Origin of the sequence: Methylophilus sp. 13, assembly GCF_015354335.1 — a bacterium.
Lineage (GTDB): Bacteria > Pseudomonadota > Gammaproteobacteria > Burkholderiales > Methylophilaceae > Methylophilus > Methylophilus glucosoxydans.
This window is the reverse complement of record NZ_JADKYR010000003.1, coordinates 216,796-230,283: the sequence shown is the minus strand read 5'-3', so window position 1 is coordinate 230,283 and position 13,488 is coordinate 216,796. Positions and strand designations below refer to the sequence as shown.

Here is a 13,488-nt window from a genome sequence, read left to right as displayed (position 1 = left end):
GTGTGGCCGGATAGCGTGATTGTCTGGTGCCACGATGGCGCATGGCCACTTAAGTCATTTTGCGCATAAGAAGATGATTTGATGTGCGACTTTTTTGTGTATACTAATTTGCGATTGTGCTTGAAGTAAGTATTATTATTCTTTGATTTTAAATGATAAAGTGACTCTGAAAGACTGGCGACTCTCTATGCAATGGTTTAAAAGACAAAAAAACAAGCAGCAGGTAGGGGTGAGTTTTACCGACATGCATGTGAGTACTGTTGCCTTGACGCCGCCTGCAGAAGGGACCAAGCCGGTGGTTTCGTTTGCGGCGGTTGAGCAAATACCACTGGATGCTACTTCCACATTACGTCACTTTGTGACCAAAAATGACCTCAAGTCTTTACCCTGCAATCTGGTACTCAATGTCGACCAGTACAACATTGTGCAAATTGACAAGCCCAATTTGCCAGAGGATGAAGTAAAACCGGCGTTACGCTGGAAACTCAAGGGATTGCTTGATTATGCGGTAGAACAAGCGGTGGTTGATGGGATTGATCTGCCTTCTGATCCCTCTGTGGCAAATCGCCAAGCGCTGATGCTGGCGATTTGCGCCAAAAAAGCTACGGTAACCGGGGCGGGTAATCATTTGGTCGATGCCGGATTTAACCTGCGTTCGATTGATGTACACGCGCTGGCGCAACGCAATATTGCCCATTTGCTTGAACACGAAGATCGCGCGCTGGTGATGGTCAGCATCCTGCCACGCGGTTGCCTGATCACGTTTACGGCAAAAGGTGAGCTTTACCATACGCGTCTGATTGAGCTGGATCGCGACTTTTTGAACGATAGGGATGAAATCTTCAGAATCAATTTTGATAAATTGGTGCTTGAGTTGCAACGCTCGCTGGACAGCTTTGACCGTCAGTTTCCTTTCCTGAGCTTGAACCGTATGGTGGTGGCGCCGGTCGTGCATCGCGATTATCTGGTGAGCGGCCTGAGTTCCAGCCTCTATGTGCCGGTCAACGTTTTTAACCTGGAAGATGTTGTTGAGCTGCCTGCCAACCAGGATTTTTCCAGCCTTGAAAAACAGGCCATGTTGATGCCTGCCCTGGGTGCTGCTTTGCGTCAGGAGGCGGCCGTATGAGTCAGCAGATTAACCTGTATGAAGGCGGTGGTGTCAAAGCCAGAGAGTGGTTTAGCCTGCCGATGGTGGCGGCCGTCTATGTGCTGGCTGCAGTGGTGATGTATTACTTTCATACTGGACTGGCTGCTGAAAACGAGCAATTGCAAGTGCAGCGTAACCAAGCACTTGCGCAGTATGAAACCATGCAGAAAAAAGTGGAAGCCTTTTCGAAAAAGGCGATGCCTATCGATAACACCAAGCTTGAGGCTGAGTTAAAAGCATTAAAAGCGCAACTGGAGATGCAGACCCAAATTCTGGCTATTTTCCAGCAGTCCATTTCAGAACAATCGGCACACCTGATCGACTACATGCGTGCATTTACCGGGCAACAGCAACCTGGCGTCTGGTTAACCGGTTTTAAAGTTGAGCCTGCCGTCCAACACTTGACGCTTGCCGGGCAAGCGTTGCAGTCAGAAGATATTCCAGCCTATCTGGATTTGCTCTCTCACCAGTCTGTATTTGCCGGGACTGAGTTCTCAGGTATTCAGTTCAAACAACTGGAGTTGCAACAGCCGCAGTCGCGTTCAGGCGGAAATGCTGGAGCCTCTGCAGTGAGTCCATCGCTTGCGCCAGCGCCAGAGGTTGCCACAACCTCGCCTGCAGGCAAAGACGGGGGTGCTCCGCCAGTGACGCCGGCCTCAGCCGCGCCTGTTAATCCACAAGGCGGAAATAGCCCTTCGAATCAGGCGAACACAGCATTGCCTGTACTCAAAGTGTATACCTTTGAAGTCAAAGGGCGTGATACGCAAGCCACAAACAAATTGGTGAATGGCATGAGTTGGGACGAATTTGTGCGCCAGACGGTGCCACCTCAGCCCGGCAACCAGAGCGGGAGGCAGTAAGTCATGCGATCTGAAAAACTACAGGCAATCAGCGACAAATGGCAAGCGTTCTCCATGCGCGAGCGCTGGATGTTGTTTGGCACCGGCTTGTTTGCCGTGGTGGGCCTGATGGATACCTTTTTGCTGGAGCCACAGCGGGTGCAACTGGCTAATACCCAGCAAGAAATCCTCAAGATACAAAACGATACGACCACCCTGACCGAGCAACTGACCAAGATTGCTGCCCAGGCGGCGCCACAGCCAGCTACGCAGGCGTTTCAGCAGGAGATTGCAGAAACCAGACAAAAAATGGCTAGCCAGGCAGATGAGTTACTTAAAGTTTCTGCCTTTATGGTCCCACCGCAAGCCATGGTGGAGATGCTGAAAAAACTGTTGCAAAAGCATACCGATGTGCAAGTGATTGAAATGCAATCCTTGCCGGTGGTGGATTTTATTGAAACGCGAAGAAAGTTATTGCAGGCGCAAGCCGCGCCAGGAACTGAAGCGTCATCAACCTCGGAAGAGGCTTGGAAAAACATGCCACATGTTTACCAGCACGCCGTAAAAGTCCATTTAAAAGGGCAGTATTTTGCGTTGATGGCGTATAGCAAGTCCCTGAAAGCGATCGGCCGTCAGCTGGCATGGGACAATGCCGAGCTTAAAGGCGGTTACCCAGAAAGCGAATTGATTTTTCAAGTGTATACCCTGAGTGGGGAAAACGCCTGGTTGGGGATATAGCATGCGCATATTCATGATTTGGATGGTATTGGTCAGCGTGGCACATAGCCAGGCCGCCGAGCAAATGATAGATCCTACGAAGCCGCCAGCTGCCGTATTGCCTTATCTGCCAGAGGCGCAAACGGAGACTGCGCAGGCTTGGCAAGTCACGGCCATTCAGGACAACGGCAAGCATGGGTTTGCTGTGGTCAATGGCGAGCTCGTTAACTTGGGTGAGCGTTATCAAGGTTTTAAACTGGTTTCGGTCAAGCACCAGCAAGCGGTGTTTATCAATCAAAACGGTGAGAAAAAACTGTTGGGCTTGGGGTTGACCAGTGTTGTGATGCAGGCACCGCAGCCTGCGCAGATAAAAAAAGCCAAACAGGCAAAAACGGTTAAAAAATAAAGTGAAAATGCCTGCGATTGGCTGAAGTGGCCGCCAGGTGAATATCAATAGAGAGACTGCTATGAAAACTTTTGTGAATACCTTGGGTGTGATGATGATAGGCGCCGGGTTGGCTGGATGCACCAGTAACCCGTTCACGCCGACCAATCCATCAATTCAGCCAAAAATACAAAACGAATTGGCGACCTCTGCGGCCAAGGCGCAAGCACAAGTGGTGCCGCCGCCTAAAGAAGTGACGGATGAGTTGTTTGAGCCACTTAAAATTGAGCCACCCAAAGCGCTGGCCAAACGTGTCGAGCCGCGTTTTGACCTCGTGGTTAACAAAGCCCCGGCTAGCCAGGTGCTGATGGGCATCGTCTCTGGCAGTCCTTACAGCATTGCCTTAAGCCCGGAGTTGAAAGGCGAGATTACGATTAACCTGCGCGATGTCACGCTGTTTGAAGCGCTCAATGCCTTGCGTGACTTGTATGGTTATGAGTACAAAATGAACGGCAAACAGATTTTTGTCGAACCACAAACCCTGCAAACCCGGGTTTTCCAGGTTAATTACATTACAGGCGCTCGCAGAGGGTCTTCTGCCACCCGTGTCACGTCCGGGACGGCCAGCGGTTCGGGTGCGGGCGGTGCCGCAGGCGTGGCCGGGCAGGCCGCCGCCATGAACGGCGCCATGGGCGTTGGCTCTGGCTCAACCGGGACAGGTACGGGCAACCAGGCGGCCTCGGGCGCCTCCAACCTGCAAGTGTATGCTTCAGATGTGAGTATGCGTACCAATAATGACTTTTGGGACGAGATTGCAGGCTCATTGAGTAGCCTGATTGGCGAAGAAAACGGGCGCAAGGTAGTCATTAACGCGCAGTCTGGCCTGATCATGGTCAAAGCCATGCCCAAGGAAATCCGCCAGGTGGAGAAATTTCTGAGTCTGATGCAGGTGACCGTGGATCGTCAGGTGATTCTGGAAGCCAAGATTATCAAGGTGCAACTGAATAGAAACTCGCAACAAGGGATTAACTGGGCGGCGGTCAGAAACATTCGCGGCCGCGATTACACCTTTGGTAACGTCAACGGTAATACCACCCTGGGAGAAACCGGTACCCTGACCAACGGCACGCTGACCAGCACCGTACCTGGCGCTTTGAGTAACAGTGACCCGGTGTCGATAGGCGGCTCAATGTTTGCGTTAGCGGTACAAGGCAAAAACTTTTCTGCGCTGCTTAACTTTCTCGAAACGCAGGGTAATGTAGAAGTCCTGTCCAGTCCGCGCATTGCCACCATCAACAACCAGAAGGCGGTACTCAAGGTGGGGAATGATGCGTTCTATGTGACCAATGTGCGTACCAATGTCACCACCACCACGGGTGGTGCCGTAGTGACGCCAGATATTCAGCTGCAACCGTATTTTTCTGGTATTTCACTGGATGTGACACCGCAAATTGACAAGGACGACAACATTATTCTGCACGTCCATCCGTTTATCAGTGAAGTCACCCAGGTCAACCGTACTGTGAGTTTGTCCAGTGCCAACGGTGGCACCTACACGATTCCAACGGCCTCCTCCAACATCAATGAAACCGATAGCATCGTGCGTACCCGCGATGGCAGTGTGATTGCGATCGGCGGGCTGATGTCAGAGTCCGTGGATAATACACGTACAAAAGTCCCTGGTTTGGGCGATGTCAAATTTTTGGGTAACCTGTTCCGCCAGAAAGACCAAAGCTCCACCAAAACAGAACTGGTCATTCTGCTCAAATCCACCGTGGTCCGCAGTGGCGATAACTGGGCGCAAGATATGCTCGACAGCCAGGACCGGGTAGAAAAACTCAAGTCAGACAACGCATTTTAGGAGCGGGCATGTACCTGCAGCATTTTGGCTTAAAAGAGTTTCCATTTTCGATCACGCCGGATACGAGTTTTTATTACGCCACGCGCACGTTGCAAGAAGCGCTGAATACCCTCTTGATTGCGATTGAGTCGGGTGAAGGCTTTGTCAAAATTACAGGTGAAGTCGGCACCGGTAAAACATTGCTCTGCCGGCGCCTGCTCAAAGCCTTGGAACCCGGTTGCCAGATTGCTTACCTTCCCAACCCTTATCTAGATCCGCACGCCTTACTGATGACGCTGGCCACCGAGTTTGGCGTCGCCTTCAAGCCTGAGTTTACCCACCATGACATGATAGATGCGCTGCATCGCACATTGCTGACCTTTGCTGAAAAAGGCACGCATGTGGTGGTCTGCCTGGATGAAGTGCAAGCCATGCCGCTGGAAACGCTGGAAGCCTTGCGCTTGCTGAGTAACCTCGAAACCGAAAAGCGCAAGTTGTTACAAGTGGTCATTTTTGGCCAGCCTGAACTGGAAGAACGTCTCAACCATTCGTCTATTCGCCAACTGCGGCAGCGCATTGGCTTTGAATATCACCTCAAAGGCCTGCAATGGGAAGAATTAGCGTTTTATTTGAATCATCGCATGCATGTGGCAGGGTATCAGGGCGGCATGGTGTTTAGTCCGGCCAGCATGCGATTGCTATACCGGTATGCCAACGGCATTCCGCGCTTGTTGAATATTCTGGCGCATAAAGCATTATTGTCTGCGTTTGGCCGTGGCCAGCACAGGGTTACAACCGAGGATGTGAAAGCGGCGATTCTTGATACACAAGCCAGTGTAAAAGCACAGCATCGTTGGCTGGAGCATGGGTTTAAATGGTGGTTGACGTTGCATGCCACCCTGGCCGGGTTTGGTCGTTAGCAGGCGACGGAGGAATCAAATGAGCTTGATTAATCAGGTGTTACAAAACGTAGAGGCCCGTCAGGGCAACACCACTGATGGTTGGGCCGGGCAGGTCAAGCCAGTGTTGTCTGCACAGCCAGCCCCAGCTGGCCGTTGGTTGAATCGCCTGATAGGCGGCGGGCTGCTGCTTGCGACAGCCGGATGGGTGTGGATGAATGCGCCCATGTTGATGGCGTATTTTTATCCGCAGCATGTGACTGCGATACCCCAGGCCGCGCCGCAGGCTCAGGGCCAAAAAACACGCGTACAGACTGTTTTATCCCCGGCAGCCGCAGAGGCAGGCACGGTGGCGACTTGGGCGCCGCCGCAGTTGACCAGGTCATTGTTCAGTGCCTGGCAGTCCGAATCTGCTTCTGCAAAGCCCAGTGCGCGCGCTGTCGTTGCTCAAGTGAAGCCCGTGGCTAATATTGCTGCACCACAAGTTGAGGGTGAGTACAGCATAAAGTCCGCGGATACGGCGGCAATCACGGTTGCCACCATCGCGCCTACACTGGAGACGCACGCGGACCAGAACCAGGGCAAAAGTGATGAAAAGTCAGCCGAAAAAGGCATGGTCAATAAACATGTCAGACCTGAGCAGGAAGTGAATGTCTTGATCCAGCGTGCTGTCGATCATGAGCAAAAAGGTCGTTTGAACGAGGCGTTGGCAATGCTCAGGCAAGCGCTGACGATTTATCCGCAGTCTGAAGATGCGCGCCAGCTGTTGGCCGCCTATTTATTTGAGTCCCGGCAAGAGGCCGAGGCTGTCTCGGTTCTGCAGGCAGGCATCAAGCAGTTTCCGGCTCAAGTGGGTTTGCCCAAATCACTCGCCAGATGGCAGTTGGCACATGGTCAGGCAGAGGCGGTGTTACAAACATTAAAACCGGTGGCCAATGCGCTGGAGCAAGATGCCGAATCGCAATGGATGCTGGCCATGGCTTATCAGCAAACCGGCCAGCATGCCGCCGCCTTGCCACATTTTGAACGCGCGACGCTGTTGCGGCCGGGGCATGCACAATGGATGGTGGCGTACGCCATTTCATTACAAGCTGTGGGCCAGAATGCGCAAGCCTTGCAGCACTTGCAACAGGCGCAAAGCCTGCCTTTAAGCGAGCGCTTGCTCGAATTTGTTACGCAGCGCATCCGTCAACTGGGTGGCAGCGTACAAGCCAATGCCGAATAATCTCTGCTAGCTAGTCCTGTTTGAGGGTGCGTGCCAGCACGAGCGCCGTCACCTGTGCAGCCCCCGCCTGTTTAAAAACTTTTGCCAGCGCATGCATGCTGGCCCCTGTCGTCATCACATCATCCACGATCATCACATGCTGACCTTGCCATCGCTGCGAGGTCGCAAAGGCACCGCGTAGATTGCGGGTTCTTGTTTTCATGTCCATCGCTGCTTGCGCTGGCGTGTCTATCAATCGCTCACAGCCGTCTATCCTTAACGGAATTTGCCATTGCTTTTGCAAGTGCCAGGCTAATTCAAGCGCATGATTAAACCCACGCTGTTTGATGCGGTTCAGGTGCATGGGCATCGCCACCAGGACGGGTGGCTGCTGGCTCGCGGGTAACACTGGCAGGCGGGATAGCCAGGCCTGTGCCAATAGCGCCCCCCATGGCAATTGCTGGTGGTATTTAAATTGATGCAAGAGTCGATCTAGCGGATAGGCATAGCGAAAAACGGTCAGCGTCTGGTCAAAAGCGGGGGCATGCTGTAAACAGATGCCGCACAGCTCACCTCGCGTATTTGGTAATGCGCATTGTGGGCAACGCGGCGATTGGTACCAGGGCAGGCTGGCCTGGCAGTCTAAACAAAGTCCGTTTGGAGGCGAGATTGGCTCGTCAGTCGCTGAAGGTTGGCGAGCGCCTGGGGCTTGATGGCACAGCGGGCAGGGCAGCGTCGTTGCCAGCCACTGCGACAACCAGTGAATGGTGTTGATTTGTTTAAATTTTAAGCTGTTGTAAAATTTTTTCACGTATGATTTTAAACAACATATAATTCGGCCGGATTATTCATCTATTTTTTAATGCGTGGGACTTATGGAACAACACACCTCTGCTACTGCTTGTGGCACCGAAATGCAAACCTCCGTCATTAATCTGGATGGCTTGAAGCCTGCGGCTTCCTGTCATCCAACGGTTGAGCGCTGGCGCGTTGCAGATATCATGGCACTGTTTGAATTGCCGTTCAATGATTTGCTGCACAGAGCGCACACTGTGCATAGGGAGCATTTTGATCCAAACGCCGTGCAGGTCAGCACACTGCTGTCGATTAAAACGGGCGGCTGTTCCGAAGATTGCGGCTATTGCCCGCAAGCTGCGCGTTACCATACCGAGGTTGAAAACGAGCCCTTGATGCAGTTGGACGAAGTGCTGGCCGCAGCCAAAGCGGCCAAAGACAGCGGTGCCAGCCGTTTCTGTATGGGGGCCGCCTGGCGCGGACCCAAGCAGCGCGACCTGGAGCCTGTACTCAAAATGATCTCGGAAGTGAAGGCGATGGGGCTGCAAACCTGTGCCACGCTGGGCATGCTCAAGGATGGGCAAGCCGAGCAACTGAAAGAGGCTGGGCTGGATTATTACAACCATAACCTGGATACCGCGCCCGAGTTCTATGGCGATGTGATTACCACGCGGACGTATCAGGACCGTCTGGACACCCTGGACCGCGTGCGCAGCATGAATATCAATGTGTGCAGCGGCGGCATTATTGGCATGGGTGAAACCCGTGCGCAGCGAGCGGGCCTGATTGCCCAGTTGGCCAATATGGAGCAACCGCCGGAAAGCGTGCCCATCAACTTGTTAACCCAAGTGGAAGGCACGCCTTTGCATGGCACCGACCCATTGGATCCGCTGGAGTTTGTGCGTACGATTGCCATCGCCCGCATCACCATGCCGACCAGCTTTGTCCGCTTGTCTGCTGGCCGCCAGAGCATGGGCGAAGCCGTGCAGACCTTGTGCTTCCATGCCGGGGCCAACAGTATTTTTTACGGTGAAAAATTACTGACGACTGGTAACCCTGAGGTTGAGTCTGACAATGCCCTGTTTGCCAAATTAGGCTTGAAGAAAATCTAAATGAGCGATCTGCTGGAGTCTTTACGGGCCGATCTGGAAAAACGGCAAACATTGGGCTTGATGCGGCAGCGCCGCTTGCTGGATTCACCACAGGCCGAGCATATCACCGCCAATGGCCAGCCATTTTTGTCGTTTTGCAGCAATGATTATCTGGGCCTGGCCAACGATGCTGCGTTGGTGGCCGCCTTGCAACAGGCCGCTGCTGAAGCGGGCGTGGGCAGCGGTGCTTCCAATCTGATTACCGGCCATCACCGCTATCATGATCAGTTGGAGCAGGCGCTGGCGGCTTTTGTCGGGCAACCGGCAGCCTTGCTGTTTTCCACCGGCTACATGGCGAATATTGGCGTCGTCAGTGCCTTGATGGGGCGTGAAGATGCCGTGTTCTCGGACAAGCTGAATCACGCCTGTCTGAATGATGGCGCATTTTTGTCACGTGCCACGCATCATCGCTTTCCGCACAATGACGTGGCCGCCTTGGAAAAATTATTGCAAGCCAGCACGGCGCGTCACAAGCTGGTTACCGCTGATGCGGTGTTCAGCATGGATGGCGATATTGCGCCGCTGGCTGAGTATCTTGCGCTATGCGAACGCTATGATGCCTATTTGTATGTGGATGATGCGCACGGTTTTGGTGTGCTCGGTCCGCAAGGGCGTGGCTCGCTCAAGCACTTGGGGCTGCAGTCGCCACGCCTGATCATGATGGGCACACTAGGCAAAGCTGCGGGTGTGGCGGGTGCTTTTGTAGCTGGCCAACAAATCGTGATTGATTACCTGATTCAGCACGCCAACAGTTATATCTATACCACGCCTGCGCCACCACCGCTGTCCGCCGCCTTGCTGGCTTCAGTGAAAGAGATAGAGCAGGGCGATGCGCGCAGAAAGCAATTGTTTGACATGATTGCGCTGCTCAAGAGTGAGCTCTCACTCACCCGTTGGCACTTGCTGCCGTCAGAAACCGCTATCCAGCCACTGGTGGTGGGCGATAACCATGAGGCGCTGGCATTGAGCCAGTATTTGCAGGCGCGTGGCATTCTGGTGCCGGCAATCCGGCCCCCTACCGTGCCGGTCAACACTTCCCGCCTGCGGATTTCCCTGTCGGCTGCCCATCGTGAGTCCGACGTCAGGGCGCTGATTCAAGCCTTGCACGATGCCGAACGTGAGTTAGCTATCGGGGCGGTGGGATGAGTTGTTTTATCGAAATCATGGGGCAAGGCAAACCGCTGGTAATGCTCCATGGTTGGGGCATGAACAGTGCGGTATGGGAACGGGTCACGAAGCGGCTGTCCACCCATTTTCGACTGTTTCTGGTGGATTTGCCCGGCATGGGCCAGAGCCGTCCGGTTTATCCTTATCACTTGCATAGTCTGGCCGAAGCGGTGGCTGAGGAAATCCCCGGTGTGTCCACCATTTTAGGCTGGTCGCTGGGCGGCCTGGTTGCGCAGCAAATTGCCCTCAATCAACCCGACCGGGTAGAGAAGCTGATTCTGGTGGGGACCAACCCCTGTTTTGTGAGTAAACCAGACTGGTCACATGGCATTGCAGCCCGCCATTTTGAGCAGTTCAACGAGCGGTTTGCGCAAGACTTTAATGCCACCTTGCTCAATTTTCTGACCCTGCAATGCATGCATGCCAAAGATGCGCGCAGCACGGTACGCCAATTGCGTATTGCGTTTGGCGCCAAACCCACGCCTACCCAAGATAGCCTGAATCAGGCCCTGGATATCTTGATGCAGACGGATCTGCGCGAAGAGGTCGGGCGCTTGTTCCAGCCCGCGCTGATCATTCACGGGGATAGAGACACGCTGGCGCCGGTCTCGGCAGCGCACTGGCTGGCCATGCATTTGCAGCGTGCCCATTTGCGCGTGATCGCCGGGGCGGCACATGCGCCCTTTTTGTCACATGCGGAAGCTTTTTGCGAAGCGGTGGAAGCCTTTATGGCGGATGAGCCCGCTGTGCGCGCCGGGGAGCATTAAATGCAGGATGTTTATCAGATCGACAAGACGCGCATGCGCCAGTCGTTTCACCGTGCGGCCAAACAGTATGATGCCGCCGCCATTTTGCAGCGCCAGGTACGTGAGGAAATGTTGAGCCGTCTGGACGTGGTCAAGCTGGCGCCTGCGGTGATTCTGGATGCAGGTTGCGGCACCGGTCATGGCTTGCATGCCTTGCTCAAACACTTTAAGCAGGCAAGAGGGGTGGCGCTGGATATTGCCGAAGGTATGCTGGCGCGCACGAAAACGCTGTTTCCCTGGTATCGCTTCTGGCAGGCCAAACCACAAATGGTGTGTGCCGACATTGAAGCCATGCCGTTGGCGACCGCCAGTGTTGATATGGTGTGGTCCAACCTGGCCGTGCAGTGGTGTAACGATATGGACACCGTATTGCAAGAATTCAGGCGTGTGCTGAAACCCAACGGGCTGCTCATGTTTGCCACCTTGGGCCCGGATACGCTGAAAGAACTGCGCGCAGCCTCTGGTCATGGGCATACCCATGTCAGCCGTTTTATTGACATGCATGATATCGGCGATGCACTGACGCGGGCTGGCTTTAGCGCGCCGGTGCTGGATGTGATGCATTACACCCTGACCTACGATACGGTGGAATCTGTGATGCGCGACCTCAAAGCGATTGGCGCACATAATGCGACGGTGGGGCGTGCCAAGGGCTTGAGTGGCAGGGGGTTTTTGCAGCAATTGCGCCAGGGCTATGAGGCTTTTCGCCACCAGGGTAAATTGCCCGCCACCTATGAAGTGGTGTTCGTACATGCCTGGACCGGGAGCCAGCCCTACACGGCACCTGGGACCAGTCCGGTGCAATTCATGTCGCGCAAACCCGCCACGCAGGGGGCATGATGCAGCCGCTGCCTTCACGTTTTTTTGTCACTGGCACCGATACCGGTGTCGGTAAAACCACAGTCACCGTTCGCTTGATGCAGCAGTTGATTGCACAAGGCAAGACGGTGATCGGCATGAAGCCAATAGCTTCCGGTTGCGAGTGGCTGGATGGCCGCTGGCAAAATGAAGATGTGCGTTTACTGACTGCCGCCTCCAACGTGACAGCACCTGCTGAACTGATTAATCCCTACCGCTTTACACCGGCTATTGCGCCCCATATCGCCGCTGCGCAAGCTGGCGTGGAAATTCAGCTTGAGGTCATTCAAGCCGCCTATGCACAACTGACCACGCTGGCCGATGTGGTGATTGTGGAAGGCGCAGGGGGCTTGCTGGTGCCTTTAAACCAGACGCAGAGCATGGCCGATTTGATTCAGGCCCTGCAATTGCCTGCGCTGATGGTGGTCGGCATGCGCCTGGGCTGTATCAATCATGCGCTGCTGACGGCAGAGGGGCTCAAGTCGCGGCAGATAGCGTGTTGTGGCTGGGTCGCGAACAGGATTGATCCGCAGATGTCTATGCCAGAAGAAAACCTGCAAACCTTAATCGACAGCTTGCAACAGCCGCCCTTGTTGCAGGTGCCTTTTCAGGAGTCCCTCGCCTAGATGCACGCTTCACCCACCCCTCGCATTGAGCTGCGCGCACCTGTGCCGCCGATGACGCGCACCTTGATTGCGCTCAATGTGCTGGTGTTCGTGCTCATGCTGCTTGGTGGCGCCGGGTTTTGGCACTCGCCCAATACAGTACAGCTGACCTGGGGCGCCAATTTTGCCCCAGCCACGGCCGATGGTCAGTGGTGGCGCTTGGGCAGCGCCATGTTTTTACACTTTGGCGCCGTGCATCTGGGCATGAATATGCTGGCCTTGTGGGATGGCGGCAAGCTGGTCGAACGCATGTTCGGCTCTGCACGCTTTCTCTTGATTTACCTGATCAGCGGCATAGGCGGTAATCTTTTGTCGCTGGTGGTTCAGGGCAATCAGGCGGTGTCAGGCGGCGCCTCCGGGGCGATTTTTGGCATCTATGGCGCGTTGCTGGTCTATCTCTGGGTTGCCAGACACCAGATGCAGCAAGTTGAATTTCGCTGGTTGTTCTGGGGAGGCATGCTCTTTTCAGCGTTGACCATAGGCATGGGCTATGTGATCCCTGGCATTGATAACTCTGCGCATATTGGCGGGTTTTTGACCGGCGGTGTGCTGGGGTTGCTCATGTTGCCCGCTTTTTTGCGTGGCTCGCCCGCTATCACTATATCGCAAGCCTTGGCAGGGCTGGCCTGGGCGCTGGTCGTGCTAGGTTTGTTGACGCATTTGCCGGCACCCAAATATCGCTGGCGGCAAGAGGTGGCGATTCAAAAGCAATTGCAAAAGTTGAATCAGGTTGACCAGCAGGCTCAGCACAAATGGCAGCAGATCATGCTTGAAGGGCGTGAGGGCAGTGTCAGTTTTGATGAAATGGCGGCGCAGATTGACGCACAGGTCGCCACGCCTTATGAAGAGAGCTTTGAAAAACTGTCCCGCTTGTCTGAGGACCCCAAGCTGCCTTCTGCGGCCTTGCTTGAGCAGGCCAAAGCCTATGCCTTGAAACGCAGTGAAGCCAGCAAAGCGGCGGCGGACCAGTTGCGGCATCTGCCTTTTAAGGCCGGGCGACCCGCTGCGCCTTAAT

The 13,488-nt window shown here is 54.3% G+C and carries 14 protein-coding genes; 13 read left to right on the top strand and 1 reads right to left on the bottom strand.

The window, feature by feature from the left end; all coding sequences use genetic code 11:
* Positions 1-187 precede the first annotated feature (187 nt).
* The 7 genes from INP77_RS08815 (at position 188) to INP77_RS08785 (ending at position 7,052) form a co-directional block, all read left to right on the top strand.
* The gene (locus tag INP77_RS08815; protein WP_194748675.1) at positions 188-1,126 is read left to right on the top strand and encodes a hypothetical protein; all 939 of its coding nucleotides are present in this window, start codon (positions 188-190) and stop codon (positions 1,124-1,126) included.
* A complete protein-coding gene (locus INP77_RS08810) occupies positions 1,123-2,007 on the top strand; it encodes a PilN domain-containing protein (protein ID WP_194748674.1) in 885 nt (294 codons plus the stop codon). Before INP77_RS08815 ends, INP77_RS08810 begins: the two co-directional genes overlap by 4 nt.
* 3 nt (positions 2,008-2,010) lie before the next feature.
* Positions 2,011-2,724 carry a type II secretion system protein GspM gene (gene gspM / locus INP77_RS08805; RefSeq protein ID WP_194748673.1) on the top strand — a complete coding sequence of 238 codons (714 nt, stop codon included), beginning with the start codon at positions 2,011-2,013 and terminating at the stop codon, positions 2,722-2,724.
* 13 nt (positions 2,725-2,737) lie between these two features.
* Entirely contained in the window at positions 2,738-3,109 is a 372-nt protein-coding gene (locus INP77_RS08800; RefSeq protein WP_194748672.1) for a hypothetical protein, read from the top strand.
* A 61-nt stretch (positions 3,110-3,170) separates the two neighbouring features.
* Positions 3,171-4,949: a pilus (MSHA type) biogenesis protein MshL gene (mshL, locus tag INP77_RS08795; protein ID WP_194748671.1), complete on the top strand. Its 1,779-nt coding sequence runs from the start codon at positions 3,171-3,173 to the stop codon at positions 4,947-4,949.
* A gap of 8 nt (positions 4,950-4,957) precedes the next feature.
* On the top strand, positions 4,958-5,848 hold the full coding sequence (locus tag INP77_RS08790) for an ExeA family protein (RefSeq protein WP_194748670.1): 891 nt from the start codon (positions 4,958-4,960) through the stop codon (positions 5,846-5,848).
* 19 nt (positions 5,849-5,867) lie between these two features.
* Complete coding sequence (locus INP77_RS08785; RefSeq protein WP_194748669.1) at positions 5,868-7,052, top strand: lipopolysaccharide assembly protein LapB; 1,185 nt, start codon at positions 5,868-5,870, stop codon at positions 7,050-7,052.
* Between the two features lie 10 nt (positions 7,053-7,062).
* Here the strand turns inward: INP77_RS08785 and INP77_RS08780 are convergent, their stop codons facing one another.
* Complete coding sequence (locus INP77_RS08780; RefSeq protein WP_194748668.1) at positions 7,063-7,842, bottom strand: ComF family protein; 780 nt, start codon at positions 7,840-7,842, stop codon at positions 7,063-7,065.
* Positions 7,843-7,945: 103 nt separating this feature from the next.
* Between INP77_RS08780 and bioB the strand changes: the two genes are divergently transcribed.
* Genes bioB through INP77_RS08750 form a run of 6 tightly spaced genes read left to right on the top strand, consistent with a single transcriptional unit; the run spans position 7,946 to position 13,487 of the window.
* On the top strand, positions 7,946-8,938 hold the full coding sequence (gene bioB / locus INP77_RS08775) for a biotin synthase BioB (RefSeq protein ID WP_228518874.1): 993 nt from the start codon (positions 7,946-7,948) through the stop codon (positions 8,936-8,938).
* Entirely contained in the window at positions 8,939-10,123 is a 1,185-nt protein-coding gene (gene bioF, locus INP77_RS08770; protein ID WP_194748666.1) for an 8-amino-7-oxononanoate synthase, read from the top strand.
* A complete protein-coding gene (gene bioH, locus INP77_RS08765; RefSeq protein WP_194748665.1) occupies positions 10,120-10,911 on the top strand; it encodes a pimeloyl-ACP methyl ester esterase BioH in 792 nt (263 codons plus the stop codon). Before bioF ends, bioH begins: the two co-directional genes overlap by 4 nt.
* Entirely contained in the window at positions 10,912-11,790 is an 879-nt protein-coding gene (gene bioC / locus INP77_RS08760) for a malonyl-ACP O-methyltransferase BioC (protein WP_194748664.1), read from the top strand.
* On the top strand, positions 11,790-12,434 hold the full coding sequence (gene bioD / locus INP77_RS08755; RefSeq protein WP_194749100.1) for a dethiobiotin synthase: 645 nt from the start codon (positions 11,790-11,792) through the stop codon (positions 12,432-12,434). Before bioC ends, bioD begins: the two co-directional genes overlap by 1 nt.
* Positions 12,435-13,487, top strand: coding sequence for a rhomboid family intramembrane serine protease (locus INP77_RS08750; RefSeq protein WP_194748663.1), 1,053 nt, complete (start codon positions 12,435-12,437; stop codon positions 13,485-13,487).
* Position 13,488: the final 1 nt, after the last annotated feature.

Coding starts and splice junctions, on each gene's coding strand:
- gspM (WP_194748673.1), top strand. CDS start 2,011: ATGCGATCTGAAAAACTACAGGCAATCAGCGACAAATGGCAAGCGTTC.
- bioH (WP_194748665.1), top strand. CDS start 10,120: ATGAGTTGTTTTATCGAAATCATGGGGCAAGGCAAACCGCTGGTAATG.
- INP77_RS08810 (WP_194748674.1), top strand. CDS start 1,123: ATGAGTCAGCAGATTAACCTGTATGAAGGCGGTGGTGTCAAAGCCAGA.
- mshL (WP_194748671.1), top strand. CDS start 3,171: ATGAAAACTTTTGTGAATACCTTGGGTGTGATGATGATAGGCGCCGGG.
- bioD (WP_194749100.1), top strand. CDS start 11,790: ATGCAGCCGCTGCCTTCACGTTTTTTTGTCACTGGCACCGATACCGGT.
- bioF (WP_194748666.1), top strand. CDS start 8,939: ATGAGCGATCTGCTGGAGTCTTTACGGGCCGATCTGGAAAAACGGCAA.
- bioB (WP_228518874.1), top strand. CDS start 7,946: ATGCAAACCTCCGTCATTAATCTGGATGGCTTGAAGCCTGCGGCTTCC.
- INP77_RS08800 (WP_194748672.1), top strand. CDS start 2,738: ATGATTTGGATGGTATTGGTCAGCGTGGCACATAGCCAGGCCGCCGAG.
- INP77_RS08785 (WP_194748669.1), top strand. CDS start 5,868: ATGAGCTTGATTAATCAGGTGTTACAAAACGTAGAGGCCCGTCAGGGC.
- INP77_RS08750 (WP_194748663.1), top strand. CDS start 12,435: ATGCACGCTTCACCCACCCCTCGCATTGAGCTGCGCGCACCTGTGCCG.
- INP77_RS08815 (WP_194748675.1), top strand. CDS start 188: ATGCAATGGTTTAAAAGACAAAAAAACAAGCAGCAGGTAGGGGTGAGT.
- INP77_RS08790 (WP_194748670.1), top strand. CDS start 4,958: ATGTACCTGCAGCATTTTGGCTTAAAAGAGTTTCCATTTTCGATCACG.
- bioC (WP_194748664.1), top strand. CDS start 10,912: ATGCAGGATGTTTATCAGATCGACAAGACGCGCATGCGCCAGTCGTTT.